Here is a 26,341-nt window from a genome sequence, read left to right on the forward strand (position 1 = left end):
TGGGGCAGTATGTGACACGTTCGGCGCGCTCATATCACCCTCGCAGGGGCCGTGAGCCCCACGTCGGCGCGCTTATTTCGACAATCGCCCGAAGACGTTCTCCCAGAACCGACTGTTGTAGGCGTAAAGCTCCCGGCCGCGGAGGTAGGCATGCGAGATCAGCCTGCCCCCGAACGGGTAGCGGCCGTGCAGGTCGCCCATCCGGCGCAGGTCACCGAAAACGGCATTCGGTTCCCGGCTCGAGCCGACGCCCGTGGTGTCGAATTCACAGAACACACGCCGGATGGTGACCGGCTCGCGCTCCAACGCGGCCCGCAAGATGAACTCCTGGTCGGCGGCAATTCCGAAATCAAGGTCGTAGCCGCCGATCTTGTCCACGAGTGACGCCCCGAAGAACGACGCCTGGTGGGGGACAACCTGCTTGCCGGCCAGGAATTTGCGCAGGCTGAACGGTATCGGACCGCGTACCTGATCGAGGCCGACCAGGCGATCCATCCCGAACCCCCACTGGTCGCGGACCGACCCCTTGCTGGACAGCGCGGCAACGGCCTGGGCCACCACGTCGGTTTCGGCAAACCGGTCGGCGGAATGCAGGAACCACAACAGATCACCCGACGCGCGTTCGATGCCCTGATTCATGGCGTCGTACCGGCCACCGTCTGGCTCGGATTGCCAGTATGCGAAGCCGGGCTCAGCGCTGGAGAGATATTCCACAACATCCTCGCCGGAGCCACCGTCGATGATGATGTGCTCGATGTGGCCGTCGTAGCGCTGGGCGCGGACACTCTCCGCGGTGAGCTTCAACCCGTCGAGGTCTTTGAAGGAGATCGTTATCACCGAGACGGTGGGAGCCGACGTCACCGAGTTCCCCCTATCGGGTCTTGATGCCGATGAAGGTCCCGCGAAGATTCGCTGCGTAGGAACCCCCGAGCAATGAGTCTGCGATGTTGGGCTCGAGGTTTCCGTACTCTTCCATCACCAGGTCGAAGCCGACATCTTTCATGGTCTGAAGTAGGTACTCACGCTGGATCCAGAAGGACCGGCGGTTGTCCCACGACGCCCATTTCATGGTTTCCCGTTTACCGAATTCCCGGTCGTCCTCGAACTCGGTAAACCACCTGCCGGGTAGCCCCTCATGTTCGGTCGGCGCGGACAGCATGAACTTCACCGGCTCCGGCCGCCTGAGCACCTTGGCCGCAGCCTGGCGCACCGTCGTGGGCAGCCTCAGGATCTTGTCGCTGGGGCTGATGATCGAGAAGTGCGTCTGCAAGATGAGCAGCTTGGTGGTGACCGACGAGAGGGTTTCCAAGTACTGCTTCGGATTCTCCAAGTGGTAGAACAGCCCGCAGCAGAAGACGGCGTCGAAGGTCCCGTGATCGGCGATGTTCAACGCGTTGTCTTGGACGAACTGTAGGTTCGGCAGGTCCGTCTTCGACTTGATGTAGTTGCACGCCGCAATATTCAGCTCGCGGACCTCGATCCCAAGGACCTGAAACCCGAGCCGCGCGAATTCGGTTGCGTACCCGCCTTCCAGGCAGCCGATGTCGGCCACGCGGAACTGGCTCTTGTCACCGGGAAACACGGTGTCGAGGATCCCGCGCGACGAGATGAACCACGAGTATTGGTCTACTGATTGAGATGCCCCGGGAATCGTGAATGTTCCGTCGTCGAGGCGCACGTTGTGAGCGGTGAATTGCACCGCCGTGTCAGAGTTTTCTGCTACCACGGCTTGTTCAGGTCCTTTCATATGCTTCATATGTCGATGCCGTTGTCGGCGAGGTCAGGTTCGAGTGATTAACGCACTTCCGAAGTCGGCCACTGTACGGGACGGCCAGACATCCACGAGACTCCTTCGGCTCGGGATTGCGGCCGCGAGCTTGCGCCACTGGGTCTTGAGTCGCTGTCCCGGGGTGGCCCAGCGGTGCTGCATCGCCAGCATCGCGATCCGGGGATGCTGCGCGATGGTGTCTTGCAACACGGCCTGACCCTCGGGGCCGGCCACGGTCGAGATCTGATGCAGGACCCAGTCGGCCATGATGCCGATGAGTTCTTCGCGCGCCGGGTCATTCGGGAACAGGTCGAGCATGGCATCGAAAGTCGCCGCATGTCCCGGTCCCTGGGTCAGCCAGAACTTTGCCGGATCCGCGACCTGGTTGTGCCACATTCCCTGCGCGTGGCGGCGATAGACGGCCATGGTCTCGGGCAACATGGCGATCTCGCCGTGGGCCGCGTGCCGAACGTGCAGGTACCAGTCCAGCGGCATCACGTCGGCGGGAATGTCGTCGTAGCGATCCAAGCGGCGGTACATGGCCGAATTGGTCTGGATGAAGTTCATCAATATGAGGGCATCCAGGCTCAAGTTGCCGCGTTTGCGGACCGGGGGAAACGTGGAGTCCTCGGCGTAGCCGTCTTCCCAGATCACCCGCACCGGGTGAAAGCACACCGCAGTTTCCGGGTGCTGGTCAAGGAAGGCGACCTGTTTGCTCAGCTTCAGCGGGTCGATCCAGTAGTCGTCCGACTCGCACAACGCGACGTACTCGCCGCGGGCAGCCGACAAAGCACCGGTCATGTTGCCGTTGAGGCCGAGGTTTTTGGGCCTGAAAATCGGCCGGAACAGGTGCGGGTACCGCTCGGTGTACTCCTGGATGATCGACACCGTGCTGTCGGTTGAGGCGTCGTCGGCAACGATGATCTCGACGGGAAAGTCGGTCTGCTGGGCGACAAAGCTGTCGAACGCCTGGCGCGCGTAGTCCTCCTGATTGTGGGTGGTCGACACGATGCTCACCTTGGGGTTCACCGGAGGTGAGCTTGCTGAAGTTTCGATCACCGCAATGCGCTTTCCCGCGCGGCGAGTACCCGTGCGACGTGATTGTGGGGGACGGCCGCGGCCATATGGTCGGCGGACGTACGGCACACGCTGGCGAAGTATAGCGACGACGCATCGGTGCGGGGCTGGAAACGGAGACCCGCATTGTTAAGCCCAGCGAGCTGGCGCTCGTGCCGTGACCGCCGTCACTCCGACGAGCGTGGCGCTGCGATTCTTGGTTCTCGCAAGCCCGAAATGCCAAGTATCGCACCAGGTCAGATGCTTTTTATTGGCAATTTCTCAGTTCCGCCACGGGGCGCGACGCGAAATAGTAGCGTCCTCTGTGATGTGGACGATGGTGCTACTTCTGGGCCTTGGGATGGCGATTGACCCGGCGCGGCTGGGTCTCGCTGTCGTCATGCTGTCACGCCGCCGCCCGATCATCAATCTTTTTGCGTTCTGGGTGGGCGGCATGCTGGCGGGCGTCGGCATTGGCGTATGCGCGCTGCTGGTCATGCGTGAAATCACCATGGCGGCAATTCAAGGCGCGGTGTCTGCGGCCAATGAGTTCAGGGAAGCAACCGCGATCCTTTCCGGCGGACGCCTTCAGGTCGCGATGGGCGTGCTCATGTTGCTGTTGGCGGCGCGCATGGTGATTCGTGCCCGTGCCAACGCCGGAATACCGGCAGCCGTCTCCGACGGGGGGCTGTCCACCCTGACGATGGAGCGGCCGCCGACAGGGATTTTCGCGCGGCTGGGCGCCCGCACCCAGAACATGTTGAACTGTGACGTGGTTTGGCCGGCTTTCGTTGTCGGCGTTGCCTCTTCGGCCCCGCCGTTCGAGAGCCTGATCGCATTGACGGTCATCATGGCCTCGGGAGCCGAGCTCGCCACGCAATTCGGCGCGTTCGTCGTCTTCACGCTCCTGGTGCTTGCGGTCATCGAGATTCCGCTGGTCGGTTACCTGGCGATGCCGCAGAAAACCGAGCAGATGATGTTGCGGTTGCAAGACTGGGTACGTACCAACCGTCAGCAGATCTCCCTCATTCTGCTGACCGTGGTCGGGTTCATCTTCTTGTACCAAGGCGTGACCAGTCTCTGAGTTGAACCCCGGCGAAATCGCGGAGTCCACGGCCAAGCCGCTTGTCTCCGTATGTATCCCGACATACAACAACAGCGGCACCATCGCGCGCTGTCTGGCCAGCGTGCTGGAACAGCGGGGTGTCGACTTCGAGATCGTGGTCGTTGACGACGATTCGACCGACGACTGTGCGGCCATCGTCGAATCGATGCTCCGGCCCGGAGACCGGCTGATACGCAATCAACCTCGGCTCGGGCTCAACCGAAACCACAACAGATGCCTGGAACTCGCGCGCGGCGATCTGATCCAGTTCGTACACGGCGACGACTGGCTGCTTCCGGGAGCCTTGCAGACACTGACCCGGTGTTTCGACGACCCAACCGTCGGAATGGCTTTCACGCCCCGGCGAGTGGACACCGACGACCTCGAATGGCGGCAGCGGTACGGCAACGTGCACACGCACTTCAGGAACCTCCGCGAGCGCAACCACGGACCGTCCCTCGTCCTGCAGATGGTGCTTCGGGGCGCCAAGGACAATTGGATCGGCGAACCGACCTGCGTGATGTTCCGTCGCCAGCTGGCATTGGATGCCGGTGGCTTTCGAACGGACATCTACCAGCTGGTCGACGTGGATTTCTGGATGCGCTTGATGCTCAGATCAACGGTCTGCTTTGTCCCCGAGGAGCTCTCCGTACGCAGTCACACCACCGCCACCGAAACCACTCGGGTCATGGCGACCCGGCGCAACCTGCTCGACCAGCAACGCATCCTCACCTGGATGATCGTGGACCCGGTGTCGCCGGCGAGCGTACGCAGCGCCGCTGCGTTGTGGTGGTTGCCCGCATGGCTGGCGATGATGATTGAGGTAGCCGTGTTGGGGCCCCAGCGGCGGCTGCACCTGAAGGCACTGGCGCCCGCCCCCTTCCGGGAGTTCGCTCACGCCCGCCGGCAGCTGGGCCTCGCCGACTAAATCACACCGATTCGAAGCCGATAGAGCAAGATTTCCGGCCGTTCAAGGTGACAAATTAGGCAAGGCAACGCTAACCTCAGGAGTCCGCTTATTGACGACCCTGGGGCGACGGTAACAAGGCCCTGCAGCCGAAGAAGACGAAATTTGACCTCTGCATACGTCGGGACTCGACCGTTTCGCGGCTCCGTGCTGCAGCCGCTGGCCGGACCGCACACGGCTAACGCGGCAGCCGGGGCGATCACCGAGACAGGGGGCTCGATGGGCTCTGAGATCCCCTTCATCCGTCCGAGTTTTCCCGGCCCCGCCGAGCTGGCCGAGGATTTCGCCGAGATCTCCGGTGCCAACTGGTACACGAACTTCGGTCCCAAAGAGCGACAGTTTGCCCGCGCGATGGGTGACTACCTCGGGCCCGACCTGCATGTAGCCACCTTCGCAAACGGGACGATGGCGCTGATCGCGGCGCTGCACACCACGTTCGGTGCCGGCACCCGCGACCGCTACCTGCTGATGCCGTCCTTCACCTTCGTCGGCGTAGCCCAGGCCGCGCTCTGGACCGGCTACCGGCCCTGGTTCGTCGACATCGACCCCACCACGTGGCAGCCCAGTGCCGCCTCCGCTCGCGCGGTCTTGGAACGATCACGCGACCAGATTGCGGGCATCGTGCTTGCCAATGTGTTCGGCGTCGGAAACCCCGACATCGGAGTCTGGGAGGATCTCGCCGCCGAATGGGAGCTGCCGATCGTCGTCGATTCCGCGGCGGCCTTCGGCTCGTCCTACGGCGCCGGCGAACGCGTCGGTGGACGAGGCGCCTGCGAGATCTTCTCCCTGCACGCGACCAAGCCGTTCGCGGTGGGTGAGGGCGGCGCGCTGGTCTCCCGCGATCGGTTGTTGGTCGAGCGCGCATACAACTTTCAGAATTTCGGCTTCGCCAGGTCGGGGGAGTCCGCGCAGCTCGGGATGAACGGAAAGCTGCAGGAGATCAGCGCCGCGATCGGTCTGCGACAGCTCGTCGGGCTCGACCACCGCCTGGCAAGCCGCCGCAGGGTCTTGGAGAGCTATCGCGCCGGTCTCGCCGGGCTGGATGTGCGTTTCCAGCCCAATGCCGACGCCTCGTCGCTGTGCTTCGCAAGCGTGTGCTGCACATCCGCAGCCCACAAGGCCGCGGTTCTGGCCAGTCTGCGTCGGCACGCGATCCAGGCCCGTGACTATTACAACCCGCCCCAACACCGGCACGCGTATTTCGTCAACAACGCCGAGTTGGTCGAGTCGACGGATCTGACCAACACGGAAGACATCTGCTCGCGGATCGTGTCGCTGCCTGTCCACGACCATATGGCCGCGCGGGACATCGCCCGGGTCATCGCCGCCGTCAGGAAGGGAAGTGGCGGTGACTGAATCGGGGGGCGGCGCTCCGCCGAAAGTCAGTGTCGTCGCCATCACCTACAACCAAGAGGCGTTCATCCGTGCGGCGCTCGACGGCTTTGTCGCCCAAAAGACCGATTTCCCAGTCGAAGTCATCGTCGCCGACGATGCCTCCACCGACGCCACGCCGGACATCATTCGGGAGTACGCCGACCGCTACCCAAGCCTGATTCGGCCGATCTTCCGGCCCACAAACATCGGTGTCCACGCGAACTTCACGGCTACCCTGGCCGCGGCTCGGGGCGAGTACATCGCGTTGTGCGAAGGCGACGACTACTGGACAGATCCGATGAAGCTCTCCAAACAAGTCAAGTTCATGGACGAGCATCCAGCGACCACCGTGTGCTTCCACCCGGTGCGAGTGATCTACGACGACGGGACGGACGACACGGAGTTCCCTCCCCTGAAATGGCGCGGCGACTTGAGCCTGGAAGCCCTACTGGCGCGGAACTTCATCCAGACCAACTCGGTCGTCTATCGCCGCCAGCCGCACTACGACGACATCCCGGCCAAAATCATGCCGATCGACTGGTACCTGCATGTGCGGCACGCGATAGGTGGTGAGATCGCGATGCTGCCCGAGACCATGGCGGTGTATCGCCGCCACCCACAAGGCATTTGGTATTCCGCGGACTATGACCGCCCGAAGTTCTGGGTCACTCGGGGCTACGGATTCGCGGCGACGCTCAATGCGATGCTCGACCTGTTTCCAGGAGACCGCGCTCGCGAGGAGATCGTCGCCGAGATGTCCGAGTGGGCACTTCGTGAGATCGCCAAGGTGCCCGGCCCGGAAGCCCGCGCGACGCTCCATGCCGTCATCGCGGACTATCCGCGGATGACGACGCTGTCCCTGCAACACCGGTGGAAGCGCACGCCCTGGCGGCGGTTCAAGCGCAGAGTTTCCTCCGACGTCGCGGATCTGCGGGCGCTTGTGCACGCATACTCGGCACGCATACTCCGGTCGCGTCAAGCGCCAGGCGGCAACGCCTCGGCCGCGGCAGCCGGCTTGCACACGACGTAAAGAACCGAACCCGCCGCGATCGCGTGCCGGGCAAACGCTTCCTGGCCAAAGGTGCGCGAGTCGAGCGCGGCCACCTCGAAACCAATGGCGCTGATGCGCGAGCACAGCGTGGAGCGGTCGTAGAGGCGCACATGGTCACCCTGGGCGAAGCGGCGCCACCGCTCCCTTTCATCGGTGACCGCGGGATCTTCGTCGAAGCTGCCCTCCGGCGTCACCGGGGTCATGATGATGCCGCGCCCGCCGGGCGTCAGTATCCGATAAAGCTCCCTGAGGGCGCGGGCGTCATCGGAGACGTGTTCCAGGACGTGGGAGCACAGGAAGAAATCGACGGAACCGTCTGCGTAGATCGGCATCTCGGTGATGTCGACGACGTCGTCCACGCCGTCCATCATCAGATCGGCTGAGCGGTAATCGAGGTCGTTGCGGCCGCGTAGGTAACCTGCCAGCGGCGCCGCGGGCGCGAACTCGACAAACCGCAGCGTCGCGGCGCCGGGCGGCAGGAAACGGTCCAGGTAGAGCTTGTAGAGCCGGTCCCGGTCGGTGGAACCGCATAGCTGACATAGGTATTGGCGGTGGTTCAGCGTTTCGAAGTCGTCTAGCGAGAAAGGAAATTCGTACCCGGACAGCGTGCGGCCGAGTGCGCGGGTGACGCTCCTGAAGCGCACCCGGTTGCCGCAGACGTTGCACTGTCGTGGCCCCGCGAAGAAGAGTCGGCGCGCTTGGTGATGGACGTTCGAAAGCATGTTCCCTGTCATTCGGTCAGGCAAAGGTTCAGACGCGTCGACGGCTCGTGCGGCTGCAGCGAAGCGACCAGGTGCGCGGCAAGCGATTTCGCCAGCGAGCGAATGCGCGGCGCGTTCTCCACGTGCCAGAAGCGGATATTCGAATTGAAATTGCCGCCCAGCAGTGGCCCGACCACATAGAAATTTGGGCTGGCTTCGAAGTCGCCGTTGACCAAGAGTCCCCGGTTGGTGCGGTTGGGTCGACAAAGGCCGTTTTGCATCGCGCTGACCAGGAACGGGGCGCTGCACGCATCCAGTTCTTCGAATCCGGCGCAATTCACCACCGCCGCAAACGAATCAGGGTGTGTGCGCTCGGAACCCGCGGTGCGGTAGGTGACCCTAGCGAACGGTTCGCCGGAGGGGCACGCATCTACGCGCAACACCTCGCCGGCCAGCATGGTCAGCTTGCCTGCTGCGGCAAGCTCATCCGATGCTTGCCGGCAATCGCGTCCGGCGCGTCGTACCAGCTTGGTGAAGTTCATGCCGTGTTCGCAGTAAAACTCTTCTTGCTCAACTCGATCCATCTTGCTTAAGGCTTGCCCCAACAGGACGCCGATCGCCGCGTACAGGTCGGCCAGGTTCAGTGCCCGCTTTTCGGCGATCTCGAGGTCGGCTCGAATTGCCGCCATCAGATCCACCGCCCGCGGCGCCTCCATCGCGAGAAGTTCGTTAAGCCAGGGAAACTCGAATTCGGGTGGCTCCTCACAAATCATGTAAGGCAGCATGCCGGAGCGCGAAATGACGGTGATGGAATGCAGCCGTTCGCGGATCCGCCGGTCGTGGCGCATGAGGTAAAGGACTTCCAGTGACGTGGCGTTGGAACCCACCACCAGCACATTGCGCTGGTCCGGCTGCTCCACGCGGTCGAGCGCCTCGCGCAGCCGTCCCAGGTTGCCCTCCTCGCATGGCTCGTAGAGGTCGTTGATGTAGGTGAACGCGGCCCCGCTGACGGGGTTTGAACCGCGTCCCGCAAGTGGCTTCGACGGCGGACTGCCGGTCGCCATCACCACCTTGTCCGCCTCGATCTCCGTCGAACCGCCCTCAGCCGTGCGGAGTCCGATGATGTGTCGACCGGTCACCGAGCGGGCGCTGACGGCCTCGGCCCGGATGGTAATTAGGTCGGCTAGGTCTCGTTTGCGGAGCGCGGCGATGGCGGCGTCCACCTGCTCGGCGATGAAGAGGCCGAAGAGGTACCGCGGCAGGTAGAGCTCACCCCATCGATTGTCAGTCACCGCTTCGCCGTTGTCGCGGATCCAGCGCGCCGCGGCGTCGGCGCCCCGCTCCCGAAACGTTGCCAGCCAGCGCGCCTTGTTCCGCTCCAGCCAGGAGATGTAGGCCGACCGTTCGGGCTCGTGGACGAACTCGTCCAGCTTCTGGATGGCCAGCGATCGGGGACTGGTGCGCGGGCCGTAGGGGATGCCGCACCAGAATTGCTCGTCGCGCTCTACCACGGCGATGCGCAGCTTGGCCGGGGTCGCCGAACCGTCCAGCAGGGCCTGGGCGAGCTCCAACAACGTCATGGAACAGGCAATACCGCTGCCGATGAATACGATGTCGAAGGTACAGTCTGTGCTCATGGCGGCGGTCATGGTGAAACCGTCCTAGGCAGCGTGCACTCCTAACCCTCGATCACGTTGCTCCTACCGGTTGACCCGGCAGCCAAGTTAGCGAAGGCTAACATAATTTTCTTGATGCGGCGTGGGATCGATACCCCACGCGAGCGCCGCTGTCGTCGTCCTTGTGACCGGCACGGAATTCCTGATTCCATCCGTGCGGAGCGTTTGCTCGCGGTACGGTATTTCGTGGCCGCCGGGTGGCGCGTGCAATGGGTTCTCTAGGGGCGGTCGTGTGGTGCGCGCAAGGCCCGCGAAAGGGCCTGCGAAAAGGCCCTGTTGCCCTAGGCGGCTTGTGAGTCCTGCGAAGAAGAAACACCAACGAAGGTAGTCTGATGTCCGTGGTTGAGTCCTCACTTCCTACTGTGCTGCGCGAGCGCGCGAGTTTCCAGCCGAACGACACCGCCCTGACTTTCACCGATTACGAGCAGTCGTGGGACGGTGTTGTCGAGAGCGTCACGTGGTCTCAGCTGTATCGGCGAGTGCTCAACCTCGCCGCGCAGCTCAAAGAGGTCGGTTCGACGGGTGACCGGGCGCTGATCCTCGCACCGCAGAACCTCAACTACGTCGTCAGCTTCCTTGCCTCACTGCACGCCGGAATCATCGCCGTCCCGCTGTCCGTCCCGCAGGGTGGCGCGCACGACGAGCGCACGGCCGCGGTGATGGCCGACACGAGGCCGACGATCATCCTCACGGGGTCGTCCGTAGTCGACAACGTGACCCCGTACGTGCAGACCGAGGCCGGCCAGAAGCCGCCCGCAATCATCGAGGTCGACCGACTGGACCTGGACGCTCGGACAAAGGGCGGTTCCCGCGCACCGATCCCGGGCAACCCGGATGTCCTGTACCTGCAATACACCTCGGGTTCCACCCGCACACCCGCCGGCGTGATGGTCTCCAACAAGAACCTTTTCGCCAATTTCGAACAGATCATGTCCGGCTACTACCGGCAGTACGGCAAGGTCGCCCCGCCGGGGTCGACCGTGGTGTCCTGGTTGCCCTTCTATCACGACATGGGCTTCATCCTGGGGCTGATCATGCCGATTCTGGCCGGTATGCCCGCCAAGCTGAGCAGCCCCACCGGCTTCCTGGCGCGACCGGCCCACTGGATTCAGGAATTGGCGAACAATGACCTGGGATTCACGGCCGCACCGAATTTCGCTTTCGACATCGCGGCACGCCGAGTAAAAGACGAGGACCTGGCCGGGCTGGACCTCGGCCGTGTGCACGCCATCCTCAACGGCAGCGAGCGCGTACAACCCGCCACCCTGCGGCGCTTCATCGATCGATTTGCCCCGTTCAACCTGCAGCCCAAGGCGGTACGCCCCTCCTATGGGATGGCCGAGGCGGTGGTGTTTGTCGCAACTCGCGAGGCCGGTGACCCGCCGAAAGTCGTCAGCTTCGATGCCAACAAGCTGCCGGACGGGCAAGCGGTGGTGTCCGAGGAGGAAGGCGCGACCCCACTGGTCAGCTACGGAGTGGTGGACACCCAGCTGGTGCGCATCGTCGACCCCGACACCGGGCTCGAGTGCCCGGAGGGCGGTGTCGGTGAGATCTGGGTGCACGGCGAAAACGTCGCCTCGGGCTATTGGGAAAAGCCCGAAGTGTCCGAAAACATCTTCCGCGCAAAGATTGTCAACCCCTCCGAAGGAACGCCGGAGGGTCCGTGGTTGCGGACCGGGGACTCGGGCTTCATCTCCGACGGTGAGATCTACATCCTGGGTCGCATCAAAGATCTTCTGATTGTCTACGGGCGCAACCATTCTCCCGACGACATCGAGGCGACGATTCAGACCATCAGCCCCGGCCGTTGCGCCGCGATCGCGGTGCCACACGACGGTGTCGAGAAACTGGTCGCGATCATCGAGATGAAGAAAAAGAACGAAACCGACGAAGAGGCCGCCGAACGGTTGGGTGCCGTGAAACGTGAAGTCACGTCGGCGATTTCAAAGTCGCACGGCCTGGCTGTCGCGGATCTCGTTCTGGTGTCCCAGGGTTCGATTCCGATCACCACGAGCGGCAAAATCAGGCGCGCGCAGTGCGTCGAGCTCTACCGTCAGGACGAGTTCGTCCGACTCGACGCGTAGCGCGACGCAACCAGTCTGACGAGGGTCCGCAAGATGCCGGATCGCGGGCCTTTTGACGTGCAAATGGGCGCGCTCGCGGCGCGCTGCGCTGTCTAGTTGGCGCTGTCTGCCGGCTGCTTGACGTCGACGTTCAGCACCTCGAAGTGGGGCAGCTTGGTGAGGCCGAACAGCGGCAGCGGGTGGCTGAACAGGTGGTCGACGGGCTCCTGGCCGATCTCGGCCTTGCCGCCTTCGCCGTTGACGACCTTGCCGTTGCTGCCGTTCTTGCCGTTGGACTTGGCCTTGCGCGCGCACGCCGACACGTCGTAGGCCGGAAGGTCGGACAGGCCGAACAGCGGCAGTGAATGTCCGGGAAGTTGGTCGATGACGTACTTGCCGTTGGTCGTAGTTGATTTGCCGTTGGTGACGGGCTTGGGCGGCTCGACGGGCTTCGTCGGCTTGGTCGGCGAGAAAATGCGCCTGCGGGGCGCGCGACTGCCGATGTCTTTCACCCATTGCACCCATTCCCGGGGATTCTTCGGCCAGTCGCGCGCGGGTGCCGGATTGGACGGATCGCGTCCAAGTGCCGACGGCCACCAGTTATAACGGCCGATCATCGCCGTCAACGCCGGCACCGTGACGGTGCGCACCAGGAAGGTATCCAGCACGATCCCGATGCCGATGGTGAAACCGGCCTGGGCCATCGTGTTGATACTGGCGGCGACCAGCCCGAACATCGACGCGGCGAAGATCAAGCCCGCCGACGTGATCACGCCACCCGTCGAACCCACGGTGCGAATGACGCCGATGCGCACGCCGTGCGGCGATTCATCGCGGATACGCGAAATGAGCAGCATGTTGTAGTCGGCGCCCACCGCGACCAACAAAATGAACGACAACCCGGGCAGACTCCAGTGCATCTGCTGGCCCAAAATGAGCTGGAAAACGATCACGCCGATGCCCAGGGCCGACAAGTAGGAAACGAGCACCGATCCGATCAGGTAGATCGGCGCCACGACCGCGCGCAGCAGGATGCACAGAATCAGGAACACGATGATGATCGTCGCGATGACGATCAGCTTCATGTCGCTGTTGTAGTAGTCGCGGGTGTCCCGAAGCCCGGTGGGAATTCCGGCCAGGCCGATCTTGGCGTTGGCAAGCTCGGTGTTCGGTCGCGTGGATTCGGCGACCCGGACGATGTCGTTGATCTGGTCCATCGCCTCGGTGGTGAAGGGATTGAGCGCGCTCTGGACGAAGTAGCGAGCGGAGTGCCCGTCCGGCGACAGGAAGATCTGGGCGCCCTTCTTGAACTCGTCGCGCGTCATGATCTGCGGCGGAATGTTGAAGCCCGCCATCGTGGGCTTCTCCGCGTCGCGCCTCATACCCAGCAGGAAGTCCGAAGCCTCGTTGAGCCCGGAGCCCATTTTCTTCGTCTGATCGACCAGCTGTTGCACACCCTCGGCCAGCGCGGCGCTGCCCTCCGCGAGAGCGTTGGCGCCCTGCTGCATCTGGGCCAGTTTGGCGGGGAGGCCTTTGACGTCTCTGAGGGTCTGCACAACTTGCCGCAGCTGGTCGTCCAGTTTGCCCACCGTCTGAGCGAGCGTTTGGTATTCCTGCGTCTGCTGCAGGGTGATCGCCATCCTGGCCATCGCTCGCAGCAGTCCGTCGTTGTTCGCGTCAACGATCGCCGCCAGCTGGCTACGTGAGCGCTGGCAGGCCGGATCGGCGTTGCAGGTCGGGCTGGTATTGAGTGCTGCCACCATCGGAGCGCCCCAGACGGCGGTCTGCTCGGCATCGGTGACCGTCCCGGCCAGATTGTTACCGAGCTGCCGCATGCGTCCCACAAACTGGGATGCATTGTCGAGCTGCCGGATCGTCTTGTCTCCACCGATCAGCTCGACCATGGCCTGCAGCGTGCTCACTAGGCCGGCCGCGCTGGCAACCGCTCCATTGACTTCGTCGCGGACCATGGCGAGGGCATCGGCTAGTTGGTGGGCCCCGCCGGCCAACCTGTCCAAGTCCCCGCCGTGTTCGGTGATGGCGCTGGACGCCTCGTCGAGTTTGCTGCCGACCTCGCCGGCCTGGAACGACACCTTGGTCTCTTTGAGGGGCTCGCCGTTGGGCCGGGTGAGCCCGCGCACCATCACGATGTTGGGCATGTCGGCGATCCGGCGGGACATCATCTCGAGATCGGCAAGGGCGCTTGGTGTCCGCAGGTCACGGTCGCTCTGAACGAAGAGCATCATCGGCGTCATCGAGTTCTGCGGGAAGTGCCGATCCAGCGCGTTGTATCCCTGGACGCTTTCGACATCTTGCGGGATGGTCTTGAGGTCGTCGTAGTTGAACTTGATCAGTGCGGCACTGCTGGCTAGTGCGATGAGCACGACCAGGCTGCCGATCAGGTGGCTCTTGGGCTTGCGCACGATACGAATGCCCGACTTGCGCCACATACGGGTGGTGAGGTCGCGTCGGGGCTTGATCCAGCCGCGTCGGCCGGTAAGCGTCAGGATCGCGGGCAGCAGAGTGACCGCACCCAGCAACGACACCATGATGGCGACCGAAATTGCGGGGCCGACCGCGGAGAAGACTTCAAGTTTGGTGAACACCATCGCAAGGAAGGTGACGGCGACAGTGGCGGCCGACGCGGCGATCACCTTCCCAATGGACATCAAGGCCCTCTTGACCGCGACGTCCGATGTCTCTCCATGGCGCACGTAGTCGTGATATCGGCTGATCAGGAAGACGGCGTAGTCCGTTCCCGCACCGATCATGACCGCACTCATGAAGACGATGGCCTGCATGTTGATGGCCAGGCCCACTTCGGCCAGCCCGGACAAAAGCCCTTGCGCACCCACGATCGAGAAACCGATGGTGACCAGCGGCATCAGCATCGTGACGATGTTCCGATAGACGATGAGCAAGATCAGGAACACGCTGATGATGGTGCCGACCTCGATGACGTGAACGTCTTCCTCGCCGAGGGCTTGCAGGTCGGCGACCGTGGCCAAGGGTCCGCTGAGGTGGGCGGTCAGGTTGCTGCCCTCGACCGTCTGTTTGACGATCACCCCGATGCGCCGGTAGGCGGCTTGCGCCTCGGGGGACGCCGCGTCGCCGGTCACGGTGATCGGGAGGTTCCAGGCCTTCTTGTCCTTGCTTTCCAACAGCGCCCGCATCTCCGGTGTGCCGAAGAAGTCCTGGACCACCATCTTGTCCTCGGTGTCGGCGCGCAGGTTCTCGACGAGTTTGCGGTAGACGTCCTCGTCGGCCTGGGTCAGGCCGTTCTCGTTGGTCAGCACCACCATCAGGAGGGAGTTGGCGGCGCCACCCGTTTCGTGGAAGGCCTTGGCCATCTCGGCCTGCAGGACCATCACGGGGGCGTCGGGCGGCAGGGCCTCCTGCTGACGCTTCGCCGCTTGCACCTGCAGCGGTGGCAGCAACAGCGCTAGCGCCGCCGCTATGGCGAGCCAGCTGGCGATGACCAGCCACGGCCATTTGACGACGAACGTGCCGACGCGGTCGAAGATGCCTCCGACCTTTGCTTCTTCCCCGGACACCCAACAAACCTACAAGTCAAGGGATATTTCGGGTGGGGAATTCAGAATTCCCTTATTAACCGTGATCCCGCCGTTACCTGACGGCGCAGATAGTACCCGTCTTTGCAAAGTCGCAGTTCAGCGGCATATTTTGTGCGCAATAATAATTTTTTGTACGGGTCGACAGCGGCGTGTTTGGGCTCTTAGGAGGTAGCTCGTCTTGGCCAAACTAGTACACGCGTGCTGATCTGACGCCGGTGATGTTGGGCATGGAAGAGTCCGGTTTCGGCGTGGCGGACCCCGTAGTCGTGCGAGACTCTTCCCCGTGGCTCTTAGATTGGGATACCGCCTGCAGTCGAACCCGCTGGTCGCGAAGCTGACGACCAAGTACTTCCTGCCCCTCGGCACCCGCCAAGTCGGCGACGACGTGGTGTTTTTCAACTTCGGCTACGAGGAGGACCCGCCGCTCGGCTTGCCCTTGGACCCGTCCGACGAGGCGAACCGCTACTGCATCCAGCTCTATCACCAGACCGCGAGCCAGGTGGACCTCACCGGCAAAAAGGTGCTCGAGGTCAGCTGCGGCGCCGGCGGGGGAGCGTCGTACATCGTCCGCAACCTCGGTCCGGCGTCCTACACGGGACTCGACCTGAACCCGGCCAGCATCGAGTTGTGCAAGGAGAAGCACAAGTTGCCGGGCTTGGATTTCGTGCAGGGCGACGCGCAGAACCTGCCCTTCCCCGACGAGACTTTCGATGCCGTCGTCAACGTCGAAGCCTCGCACCAGTACCCCGATTTCCCGGGCTTCCTCAAGGAAGTGGCACGTGTACTTCGACCGGGCGGGCACTTCCTCTACACCGATTCGCGTCGCAATCCCGTAGTCGCCGAATGGGAATCCGCGCTTGCGGCCGCTCCGCTGCGCAAGATTTCGGAGCGCGACATCGGTCAGGAGGCCAAGCGCGGGCTGGATGCGAACACCCGCAAATCGCAGGAGCAGATCGGTCGCAACGCACCGGCGTTCGTGGCCGGATTGACCCGCTATGCCGTCAACTTCCTGGACTGGGACCTGCGGCGTGGTGGGGGGTTCACCTACCGGATCTACCTCTTCACCAAGGACTAGATCCGCGCGCACTCATGAACCACATATGAAATTCGTCGTAGCGAGCTACGGGACTCGCGGCGATATCGAACCTTGCGCGGCGGTCGGCATTGAGCTGCAGCAGCGCGGTCATGACGTATGCCTGGCCGTCCCGCCCAACCTGATCGGCTTCGTCGAGTCGGCCGGACTACGCGCCGTCCGCTACGGAAACCGCGACTCGCAGAAGCAGTTAGACGAACAGTTCCTGCACAACGCGTGGAAGTTGCAGAACCCGCTCAAGCTGCTGCGGGAGGCCATGGCTCCGGTCACCGAAGGTTGGGCCGAACTGAGTGCGATGCTGACACCGGTCGCCGCGGGGGCCGATCTGCTGTTGACCGGCCAGATCTACCAGGAAGTCGTCGCCAACGTCGCAGAGCACCACGACATTCCGCTGGCCGCGCTGCATTTCTATCCGATGCGGGCCAACGGCGAGATCGCGTTCCCGGCACGCCTGCCGGGGCCGATGGTTCGCTCCACGATCACGACGCTGGATTGGCTGTACTGGCGCATGACGAAGGGCGTCGAGGACGAGCAGCGGCGGGTATTGGGTCTGCCCAAGGCATCGAGCCCCGCGCCGAAGCGGATGGCCGACCGCGGTGCGCTGGAAATTCAGGCCTACGACGAGCTCTGCTTTCCGGGGCTGGCGGCCGAATGGGCACCGAAATTCGGCGATCGGCGACCGTTTGTCGGTGCGTTGACCATGGGGTTGCCCACCGACGCCGACGACGACGTCGCGTCCTGGATCGCCGCCGGCACGCCGCCGATCTACTTCGGGTTTGGCAGCATGCCGGTCGGATCGCTCGCCGACCGGGTGGACATGATCGGCGCGGCCTGCGAGCGACTCGGCGAGCGCGCCCTGATCTGCTCCGGGCCCAGCGATTCCACCGAGATCCCGCAGCTCGATCACGTGAAGGTGGTGCGCGCGGTCAACCACGCGGCGATCTTTCCGCTCTGCCGCGCGGTCGTGCATCACGGCGGCGCGGGCACCACTGCCGCCGGTTTGCGTGCCGGCGTCCCCACTCTGGTTCTATGGGTCACGTCGGACCAGCCGATCTGGGCGGCGCAGGTGAAAGAGCTCAAAGTCGGCCGGGGGAGACGCTTCTCGAGTACCACCCGGGACACGCTGGTCACCGACCTCAAGGCGATCTTGTCGCCGGAATGCGTCGCACGAGCCCGCGAGACCGGTGCGCGCATGACGAAGCCCGCGGCCAGTGCCGCCGCTACCGCCGACTTGCTGGAAGAGGCGGTGCGCCGCAGCGGTTAGCTATCCGGCGGGCAATTGGTCACATGCTTCACTTTGGCCCCGCCAGGGCGGCGGCAGGCGTTGTGCCCGGCTCGTAGCGACAAGCGTTGTCGCTGTAAGCCGGGCAGGGATCATGCCTCCCGGCCGAGAGGCTGGTGTGACGGATGTGGCTGGGGCGCTGCATCTCTCAGCAAACGATCTGTGAGGTCCGCCGCTGTTCGTGAATGCCCCTCGGGACGGCAAACCCCCGTGTACGCTTCGGTTGTGTCACTTCTGATTACGGTGCCGGTGTTCGGTCAGCACGAGTACACGCATGCGCTGGTGGCCGACCTCGAGCGTGAGGGCGCCGACTACCTGATCGTCGACAACCGCGGTGACTACCCCAAGATCAGCAACGAGCGCGTGAGCACACCTGGGGAGAACACCGGCTGGGCCGGTGGCAGCGAACTCGGTTTCCGAATTGCGTTCGCGGAGGGTTACTCCCACGCGATGACACTCAACAACGACACCCGAATCTCGAAAGGCTTCGTCGACGCCTTGCTGGACCCGCGCCTGCCGGACGACGCCGGCATTGTCGGGCCGATGTTCGATCTCGGCTTCCCGTATGCGGTGGACGAGGAAAAGCCGGAAGCCGAAAACTACGTGCCACGACCGTTCTACCGCAAAGCCCCCGCCATCGAGGGCACGGCGCTGGTCATGTCGAAAGAATGCTGGGACGCTGTCGGCGGAATGGACCTGGCCACCTTCGGGCGGTACGGATGGGGCCTCGACCTCGATCTCGCGTTGCGCGCCCGCGAAGCCGGTTTCGGTTTGTACACAACCGAAATGGCATACATCAACCACTTCGGGCGGAGGACCGCCAATACCCACTTCGGCGGCCGGTCATACCACTGGGGCGCGAGTGCGGCCATGATCCGAGGACTGCGCCGCACCCACGGCTGGCCCGCGGCCCTGGGCATCCTGCGCGAGATGGGCGCGGCGCATCACCGCAAGTGGTACAAGTCATTTCCGCTCAACCAGACGGCCAACCGCTGAACGAACCCGTTACGCGCTGACGCGCACCGTTTCTTCCAACACATCGGCGGCGGCGGCGACCGCGTCGGCCGGCTGCACCATCTGCTTTGAAATCTCGCGGGCCCGGGCTGCGTATTCCGGTGCCAGGATGGCACGCAGTTCCTTGCGCAACGACTTAAGACTGATGTTCGTGAAGCGTTTGGCGGAGCCAACTTTCAGCCTCTGCACCGCCCCGGCCCAAATCGGCTGATCGGCCACGTCCCACAAGATCAGCGTCGGCATCCCGGCGCGCAAGCCGGCTGCGGTGGTCCCGGCCCCGCCGTGGTGAACCACCGCGCGGCACTTCGGCAGGATGGCCGCATAGTCAATCAGCCCAACGAGTTTCACGTGATCGGCAGGAGGAGCGCCGGAGTATCCGGGCGAATAGATCAGCGCTCGTTCACCCAGCTCGGCACAAACCTGCGAGATCATCTCCACCGTTTCGGCCGGAGACTGCACCGGTGTGCTGCCAAATCCGAAGTAGATGGGCGGTGCTCCGGCGGCAATCCACGACTCCAGCTCCTCGTTGGGTTCGGTGTGCAACTGCATTGACAACGCCCCGACAAATGGCCTGGTAACGGAAGACGTCCCCTGCGCGTTCCACTCCGCGGCGAGCCCGGGGAACAAAGCCTGGTCGTAGCCTTGGATTTCGGGGACCCCGCACTCCAACATCCGCTGCGCCGCGGGCGCGGTGGCTACCGGCAGGCCCAACGCACGGCGCTGCTCCCGATCGACGTCCTTGCTGACATACGCATACAACCGCCAGGACGCCTTCATCGACGTGCGCATCAGCGGTTCCGGCGTCGGTATCCACGGGATGGCGACCTGGCCGTTGACCCGCACCGGGAAATGGTGCAATGCGGCCAGTGGAATGTCGTGGTACTCGGCAACATTGGCCACGGCGCCGTGGTACGTCTGGCCCGTCATCAGCAGGTCGGCGTCGGCGGCCAGCGCGGTCAGCGTTTCACCCATCTCCGCCCAGCCTTCGACGAAGAGCTCCTTGGCGGCGCGTACCAGGTTGAGCGGATTCTGCGCTCTGGTGAGGTTTCGCGTGAAAGCCGCGACCGCGTTGATCTGTTCCCCCGAGTCCGGTCCGTAGGCGACCCCGGTGAGTCCCGCGGCCTCGACGAACCCGATCAGGTTGGGCGGCACCGCCATCCGCACGTCATGCCCGCGTCGCTGCAATTCCATGCCAACCGCAGCGCAGGGCTCGACATCGCCACGGGTGCCGTGGACTGCCAGGACAAATTTCATGGGCACGTTGACGTCAGGCGGGCGCCGGCGCGTCCCCCTTGGGGGCCAACTTTTCGAACATCAAGTCCGCCAAGCCCCGAACCGTCGTGTTGATGTCGGTGGCGGTGATGCGGATGCCGGTCTCGGCCTCGACTCGGGCGCGCAGTTCCTGGCTGCTGAGCGAGTCCAGACCGTACTCGGCGAGCATGCGGTCCGCGTCGATGGTGCGCCGCAGAATCAGGCCGACTTGCTGGGACAGCAGTCGCCGCAACCGGGCGGGCCACTCTTCCTTCGGGAGTTCGCTGAGTTCGGCGAGGAACTTGCTTGCCCCCGAGCGGGTTTGCCCCAGTGAAGCGAACTTCTCCGCGAAGGTGCTGCGCTGAGCGAAGGCCAGCAGCCAGGGCGAGCCGATGACCGGGGCGTAGCCCGTGTAGGCGCGGTTGTGGCGCAGCAACGCCTGGAACGCGTACGCACCTTCCTCGGGGCTGATCGCATCGCCGGAATTTTCGGCGAACTCCGACCCCCGGCCGATCTCGGCCCACGCGCCCCAGGCGATGCAGGTCGCGGGCAGGCCCTGCGCCCGCCGCCAGTGCGTGAAACCGTCCAGCCAGCTGTTGGCTGCCGCGTACGCGCCCTGCCCCGGTGAACCGACCAGTGCGGCCGCCGAGGAGAACAGGCAGAACCAGTCCAGTTCGTGTTCCTTGGTCGCCTCGTGCAGATGCCAGGCCCCGTGCACCTTGCCCGACCAGTCCCGCTCGATGAGTTCCTCGGTGATATTGGGCAACGTGGCGTCCTCGACCACCGCGGCCGCATGCAGCACGCCGCGCAACGGCAGACCCGTCGCGGTGGCCGTGGCGACCAGCGCTGCCGCGGTGTCGGCCTGGGCGATGTCACCGCATTGGACCACCACGTCGGAGCCCATTGAACGAACGAGCTCTATTGTCTCCAAGGCTTTTTGGCTCGGCGCCGAGCGGGAGGTGAGCACGATGCGGCCGGCGCCCGCTCCACCGTTTCCAGAAGCCATCTTCTCGGCCAGGAACAAGCCCAGACCGCCCAGACCGCCGGTGATGATGTACGCGCCATCATTGCGGAACACCGGGGCCTGTTCGGGCGGCAGCACCACACTGCTGCGTCCCACCCGCGGCACGTCCAGGATCAACTTGCCGGTGTGTTCGGCCGAACCCATCACCCGGATCGCGGTGGTCGCCTCGGCCAGTGGGTAGTGCGTGTTTTGCGGCTTGGGTAGCTCGCCCTCGGCGGTCAACCGGTACACCGTGCTCAACAGCTTGCTGACCTCGGCGGGGTGGCTCGTCGCCATCAACCCCAGGTCCACGCCGTAGAACGCGAGGTTCTGCCGGAAGGGGAAGAGCTCAAGGCGCGTGTTGGAGTAGATGTCGCGCTTGCCGATCTCGATGAAGCGCCCGCCGAGGGCCAGCAACTTGACGCCGGCCAGTTGCGCGGCGCCGGTCAGCGAGTTGAGCACGATGTCCACGCCGTAGCCGTCGGTGTCGCGTCGGATCTGCTCGGCGAACTCCACGCTGCGCGAGTCGTAGACATGCTTGATGCCCATGCCGCGCAACAGCTCCCGACGCTCCTCGCTGCCCGCGGTGGCGAAGATCTCGGCCCCCGCGGCACGCGCGATCGCGATCGCCGCCTGCCCCACCCCACCGGTGGCGGAGTGGATCAGCACCTTGTCCCCGGCCCTGATCCGGGCCAGGTCCTGCAGCCCGTACCAAGCGGTCGCCGTCGCGGTGGTCACCGCCGCGGCCTCGGCGTCGGTCAAGCCGTCCGGCAACTTGGTGGCCAGGCGTGCGTCGCAGGTGACGAACGTGGACCAGCAACCGTTGGGGGAGAGGCCGCCCACGTGGTCGCCGACCGCGAGGTGAGTCACGTCGGGGCCCACCGCGGTCACCACACCGGCGAAATCGGTTCCCAGCTGCGGTTGTTGTCCGTCGATGGTCTGGTATCGACCGAAGGCGACCAAAACGTCGGCGAAGTTGATGCTCGACGCGCTGACCGCCACTTCGACCTGACCCGGGCCAGGTGGTACCCGCTCGAACGAGGTGAACTCCAGCGTCTCCAAGTCACCCGGGGTGCGGATGTGCAGGCGCATCCCGCCCTCGGCGTGGTCAACGATGGTGGTCCGACGTTCCTCGGGGCGCAGCGGGGCCGGGCAGAGCCGCGCGGTGTACCACTCGTCGTTGCGCCAGGCGGTCTCGTCGTCGTCGGTCGCCAGCAGCAGCTGACGCGACAGGGGATCCACGCCGGTGTGCTCGTCGACGTCGATGTAGCTGACCTTCAGGTGCGGGTTCTCCGAGCTGATCACCCGCAGCAGGCCGCGCAGGCCGCCCTGCTCCAGGTTGACGTCGTCGTGGGACAACACCCGCTGCGCATCGCGGGTCACCACGTAGAGCCGCGGCGTGTGGCCCAGGATCTCCGGGAGCTCGCGGGCGATGCGCACCAGGTGCTCGACGTACTCGCGGCCGCGGGCCGCCGCCTCTTCATCCGTGCCGCTCTTCGGTGCGGTGAGCACCACGACGCCGGCAAACGCGCTGGCTTCCAGCTGGGCACGCAGCCGTTCGGCGTTGGCCGCGTGGTCGGCGTGGAACGGCCAGGACAGCGTGGTGCTCTGCGCGTCGTGCACCTTCAGCGCATCGGTCAGCTCCGCGGCCAGCATGTCGGTCGCTTCGCCGGTGCTGACCAGCAGCCACGTCCCAGGCTCGGTGATGGGCTTCTCGGGGAGTTCGTGCTGGTGCCACTCGATGGTCAGCAACCGCTCGCCCAGGACGCGGTCGCGCTCGCTGCTTCGGGACGCCCCGGCGCCCAGCTGTAGCCCCCGCGCGACCAGCAGCACGTTGCCGTGTTCATCCAGGACTTCCAGGTCGGCCTCGACGCCTCCCGCGGCACATGCGGTGACGGTCGCGTAGCAGTACCGGGCGGTGCGAACGGAACCGTAGGCGCGCAGCCGGCGAACGCCCAACGGCAGCAGCAGACCACCGTTGACGGCGCTGCCGACACTGGGGTGCGCGGCCACTGCTTGGAAGCACGCATCCAGCAGCGCCGGATGCACCAGCGCGTAGGAACTCAACTGCGGGCGCAGCGGTCCCGGCAGCGAGACCTCGGCCAGGACGGTGTTACCCGCGCTCTCGGCGATGTGCGCGGCGGTGAGACCTTCGAAGGCCGGGCCGAGGCGCTGACCGCGCTTGCTCAGCCAGGTACGAATCTCGGCGGTGTTCACCTGATCCGGGTGGTTGGCCAGCAGATCGGCCACGTTCTTTGCGGGTGGCTGCTCGTCTTGGCTGGGGCGCAGGACCGCGGACGCCTGGCGGTCGTATCTCCCGTCCCGGTTGGTCTCCACCACCAAGCTGACGGAGTCGGGTGCCTCGAACGTCGCGGTGATGCCGACGGGGGTTTCCTTGTCGAGCAGCAACGGGTGGTCGAAGCGGATGTCGTGCACTTCGGCGGCGGTGCCGAGCACGGTGCGGGCCGCGTTGAGCGCCATTTCGCAGTAGGCGGCACCGGGAAGCGCTGCGGCGCCGTGGATTTGGTGATCGTCGAGCCAGGGCAGCGCGGCGGTGCCCACCTCACCCTGCCAGACGTGCCGTTCCGGCTCCTCGGCCAGCCGCACGTGTGCCCCCATCAGGGGATGCACCGCGATGAGGGAACCGCCGTTGGCGCGAGCGTCGTGACCGCTGCGGGTCAACAGCAGGCTGCGCTGACTCCACGCCGGCAGTGGTGCGTCGACCAGGCGGCCACCGGGGTAGAGGACCGAGAAGTCGATCGCCGCACCGGCCGCGTACAAGTCACCCAGCAATCCGCGCAGCCCGTCGGGCAGCGGCTGTTCACGGCGCATCCCGGCGAGAGCCGCCACCGTCATGTCCAGGCTGCGGGCGGTCTGATCGATCGGATGCGTCAGCAGCGGGTGTGGGGTCAGTTCGGTGAAGACGCGGTAGCCGTCTTCGAGTGCGGCCTGCACCGCGGCGGCGAACCGGACCGTGTGGCGCAGGTTGTCCACCCAGTAGTAGGCGTCGCAGTACGGTTCTTCCCGCGGGTCGAACGAGGTCGCCGAGTAGTAAGGAACTTCCGGTTCGAGCGGGCTCAGGTCTTCCAGCGCCTCGGTCAGTTCGTCGAGGATCGGCTCCACCTGCGGCGAGTGCGAGGCCACGTCCACGGCGACCTCGCGCGCCATGATGCCGCGCTCTTCCCAGATCGCCACCAGGTCACGAACCGTTTGCGTCGCCCCACCGATGACGGTGGAGGACGGTGACGCCACGACCGCCACCACGACGTCGTTGATGACGCGCGCGGTGAGTTCGGAAAGCACTTGCTGCGCAGGCAGTTCCACCGATGCCATGGCGCCGGCGCCGGCAATGCGCGTCATCAGCTTGGAGCGGCGGCAGATCACTTTCACGCCGTCTTCGATCGACAGTGCACCGGCCACCACAGATGCCGCCGACTCGCCCAGCGAGTGGCCGATCACCGCACCGGGCGTCACGCCGTAGGACTTCATCGTCGCGGCCAACGCGACTTGCATCGCGAACAGCGTCGGCTGTACCCGGTCGATGCCGGTGACCACCTCGGGGGCGGTCATCGCCTCGGTCACCGAGAATCCGGACTCCGCGGCGATCAGCGGCTCGATCTGGGCGATGGTCGCGGCGAACACCGGCTCGTTGGCCAGCAGGTCCGCACCCATGCGCGCCCACTGGGAACCCTGCCCGGAAAACACCCAGACCGGGCCCCGGTCGTCGTGGCCGACCGCGGGCGGATGCGGGACCTCGCTGCTGGCGACCTCGCGCAGTGCTGCGGACAATTCCTCCCGCGTGCTGGCCAGCACGGCCGTGCGCACCCGGCGGTGCCCACGCCGGCGTGACAGCGTGTAGGCGAGGTCGGTGATCGAAAACTCGGGTCCTTGTGCGTCGACCCAATCGGCAAGTCGGGTAGCGGTTTCGGCTAGCGCCTCGTCCGAACTGGAGGACAGCGGGAAGAACAGCATTCCGTCCAGGGCCGGGGTATCCGCTGGCGCAACGACTTCGGGTGCCCCGTCGGTCGGCGCCTGCTCGAGGATCGCATGTACGTTGGTGCCGGAAAATCCGTATGACGACACCGCAGCCCGCCGCGGGGTGTCTTCGCCTTTACTCGGCCACGGCGTAACCTCTTGCGGCACAAAGAGATTTGTTTCGATCTCGGCGAGCGCCTTGGGCATGCGGGTGAAGTGCAGGTTCGGCGGAACCACCCCGTGCTGCACGGAGAGGACTGTTTTCATCAGCCCCAGCGCTCCGGCGGCCGACTGGGTGTGTCCGAAGTTGGTTTTCACCGACGCGAGCGCACAGGGGCCCTCGGTGCCGTACACCTCGGCCAGGCTGGCGTACTCGATCGGGTCGCCGACGGGGGTGCCGGGACCGTGCGCCTCCACCATGCCGACGGTGGCGGGGTCCACATCCGCTGCGGCCAACGCCGCCCGATACGCCTCGACCTGCGCCGGCCGGGACGGGGTGACGATGTTGACCGTGCGACCGTCCTGGTTTGACGCCGTGCCGCGGATCACCGCCATGATGCGGTCGCCGTCGCGCTGGGCGTCCTCGAGCCGCTTGAGCAGCACGACGACGACGCCCTCGCCGGCCACGAACCCGTCGGCCGCGACGTCGAACGCATGGCAGCGTCCGGTCGGTGACAACATGCCGATGGCCGAGCCCGAAGCTTGTTTGCGTGGTTCGAACATCACCGAAGCGCCGCCCGCCAGCGCGACGTCGCTCTCGTCGTCGTGCAAGCTGCGGCAGGCCAGGTGGATTGCGGTGAGGCCCGACGAGCATGCGGTGTCTACCGTCAGCGCGGGACCTCGCAGGCCCAGGGCGTAGGAGATCCGCCCGGACCCCATGGCGAAGCTGTTGCCCATGTATCCGTACGGCCCGTCCAGCGCCTGGGCATCGGCATGCACGAACTGGTAGTCGTCGTGCATCAACCCCATGAACACGCCGGTTCGCAGGCCCCCCAGCTTCTCCGGGGGTAGACCGCCGTGCTCGATCGCCTCCCAGGCGGTCTCCAGCAGCAGGCGGTGCTGCGGGTCCATTGCGGTGGCTTCAACCTCGCTGATGCCGAAGAACTCCGCATCGAAGTCGCCGACGTTGTCCAGGAACGCGCCCCACTTGCACGCCGTCCGACCCGGAACGCCCGGCTCGGGGTCGTAGTACTCGTCGATGTCCCAGCGGTCCGGGGGAACCTCGGTGACCAGGTCGTCGCCGCGCAGCAACGCCTCCCACAATTCGTCGGGAGAGTTAATGCCCCCCGGCAGCCTGCACGCCATACCAATGACGGCAACCGGAGTGACAACTGTCTTGTCCACGGCGTTCACCTCTCCTACCCGTGTCCCTACCCGTGCTCAGTTC

The 26,341-nt window shown here is 64.9% G+C and carries 16 protein-coding genes; 8 read left to right on the plus strand and 8 right to left on the minus strand.

Annotation, left to right across the window (positions count from 1 at the left end; translation table 11 throughout):
* Window positions 1-72: 72 nt before the first annotated feature.
* Genes G6N68_RS11030 through G6N68_RS11040 form a run of 3 tightly spaced genes read right to left on the minus strand, consistent with a single transcriptional unit; the run spans window position 73 to window position 2,824 of the window.
* Window positions 73-861 (minus strand): glycosyltransferase family 2 protein, encoded by a 789-nt coding sequence (locus G6N68_RS11030; protein WP_163711602.1) that lies wholly within the window; start codon window positions 859-861, stop codon window positions 73-75.
* A gap of 10 nt (window positions 862-871) precedes the next feature.
* Window positions 872-1,747: a class I SAM-dependent methyltransferase gene (locus tag G6N68_RS11035; RefSeq protein WP_371871558.1), complete on the minus strand. Its 876-nt coding sequence runs from the start codon at window positions 1,745-1,747 to the stop codon at window positions 872-874.
* Between the two features lie 33 nt (window positions 1,748-1,780).
* Window positions 1,781-2,824: a glycosyltransferase gene (locus G6N68_RS11040; RefSeq protein WP_163718458.1), complete on the minus strand. Its 1,044-nt coding sequence runs from the start codon at window positions 2,822-2,824 to the stop codon at window positions 1,781-1,783.
* A gap of 328 nt (window positions 2,825-3,152) precedes the next feature.
* Here G6N68_RS11040 and G6N68_RS11045 point away from each other — a divergent pair, with 328 nt between their 5' ends.
* The 4 genes from G6N68_RS11045 to G6N68_RS11060 all read left to right on the plus strand — a co-directional run bounded on the left by G6N68_RS11045 (window position 3,153) and on the right by G6N68_RS11060 (window position 7,300).
* Complete coding sequence (locus G6N68_RS11045) at window positions 3,153-3,908, plus strand: GAP family protein (RefSeq protein WP_163718460.1); 756 nt, start codon at window positions 3,153-3,155, stop codon at window positions 3,906-3,908.
* Window position 3,909: 1 nt separating this feature from the next.
* Window positions 3,910-4,857 (plus strand): glycosyltransferase family 2 protein, encoded by a 948-nt coding sequence (locus G6N68_RS11050; RefSeq protein WP_163711607.1) that lies wholly within the window; start codon window positions 3,910-3,912, stop codon window positions 4,855-4,857.
* A 258-nt stretch (window positions 4,858-5,115) separates the two neighbouring features.
* Window positions 5,116-6,252 carry a DegT/DnrJ/EryC1/StrS family aminotransferase gene (locus G6N68_RS11055; protein ID WP_163718462.1) on the plus strand — a complete coding sequence of 379 codons (1,137 nt, stop codon included), beginning with the start codon at window positions 5,116-5,118 and terminating at the stop codon, window positions 6,250-6,252.
* Window positions 6,245-7,300 (plus strand): glycosyltransferase, encoded by a 1,056-nt coding sequence (locus G6N68_RS11060; protein WP_163711609.1) that lies wholly within the window; start codon window positions 6,245-6,247, stop codon window positions 7,298-7,300. Before G6N68_RS11055 ends, G6N68_RS11060 begins: the two co-directional genes overlap by 8 nt.
* Here G6N68_RS11060 and G6N68_RS11065 read toward each other — a convergent pair.
* On the minus strand, window positions 7,246-8,055 hold the full coding sequence (locus tag G6N68_RS11065; protein WP_205351308.1) for a class I SAM-dependent methyltransferase: 810 nt from the start codon (window positions 8,053-8,055) through the stop codon (window positions 7,246-7,248). The two genes, G6N68_RS11060 and G6N68_RS11065, sit on opposite strands and share 55 nt — an antisense overlap.
* Entirely contained in the window at window positions 8,052-9,659 is a 1,608-nt protein-coding gene (locus tag G6N68_RS11070; RefSeq protein ID WP_163711611.1) for an FAD/NAD(P)-binding protein, read from the minus strand. The genes G6N68_RS11065 and G6N68_RS11070 overlap by 4 nt, the downstream gene beginning before the upstream one ends.
* 371 nt (window positions 9,660-10,030) lie before the next feature.
* Between G6N68_RS11070 and G6N68_RS11075 the strand changes: the two genes are divergently transcribed.
* On the plus strand, window positions 10,031-11,782 hold the full coding sequence (locus G6N68_RS11075; RefSeq protein WP_163711613.1) for an AMP-binding protein: 1,752 nt from the start codon (window positions 10,031-10,033) through the stop codon (window positions 11,780-11,782).
* Between the two features lie 92 nt (window positions 11,783-11,874).
* Here the strand turns inward: G6N68_RS11075 and G6N68_RS11080 are convergent, their stop codons facing one another.
* On the minus strand, window positions 11,875-15,315 hold the full coding sequence (locus tag G6N68_RS11080) for an MMPL/RND family transporter (protein WP_163711614.1): 3,441 nt from the start codon (window positions 15,313-15,315) through the stop codon (window positions 11,875-11,877).
* Between the two features lie 304 nt (window positions 15,316-15,619).
* On the opposite strand from G6N68_RS11080, the gene G6N68_RS11085 reads away from it, so the two are divergent.
* The 3 genes from G6N68_RS11085 to G6N68_RS11095 all read left to right on the plus strand — a co-directional run bounded on the left by G6N68_RS11085 (window position 15,620) and on the right by G6N68_RS11095 (window position 18,707).
* Complete coding sequence (locus G6N68_RS11085; RefSeq protein WP_371871559.1) at window positions 15,620-16,411, plus strand: phthiotriol/phenolphthiotriol dimycocerosates methyltransferase; 792 nt, start codon at window positions 15,620-15,622, stop codon at window positions 16,409-16,411.
* A 25-nt stretch (window positions 16,412-16,436) separates the two neighbouring features.
* Window positions 16,437-17,693: a glycosyltransferase gene (locus G6N68_RS11090; protein WP_163711617.1), complete on the plus strand. Its 1,257-nt coding sequence runs from the start codon at window positions 16,437-16,439 to the stop codon at window positions 17,691-17,693.
* 228 nt (window positions 17,694-17,921) lie between these two features.
* The gene (locus G6N68_RS11095) at window positions 17,922-18,707 is read left to right on the plus strand and encodes a glycosyltransferase family protein (protein WP_163711620.1); all 786 of its coding nucleotides are present in this window, start codon (window positions 17,922-17,924) and stop codon (window positions 18,705-18,707) included.
* A 9-nt stretch (window positions 18,708-18,716) separates the two neighbouring features.
* Here the strand turns inward: G6N68_RS11095 and G6N68_RS11100 are convergent, their stop codons facing one another.
* Window positions 18,717-19,979 carry a glycosyltransferase gene (locus G6N68_RS11100; protein ID WP_163711623.1) on the minus strand — a complete coding sequence of 421 codons (1,263 nt, stop codon included), beginning with the start codon at window positions 19,977-19,979 and terminating at the stop codon, window positions 18,717-18,719.
* Window positions 19,980-19,992: 13 nt separating this feature from the next.
* Window positions 19,993-26,298 (minus strand): sulfolipid-1 biosynthesis phthioceranic/hydroxyphthioceranic acid synthase, encoded by a 6,306-nt coding sequence (pks2, locus tag G6N68_RS11105; RefSeq protein ID WP_163711625.1) that lies wholly within the window; start codon window positions 26,296-26,298, stop codon window positions 19,993-19,995.
* Window positions 26,299-26,341 lie beyond the last annotated feature (43 nt).

The organism is Mycobacterium bourgelatii (assembly GCF_010723575.1).
GTDB lineage: Bacteria > Actinomycetota > Actinomycetes > Mycobacteriales > Mycobacteriaceae > Mycobacterium > Mycobacterium bourgelatii.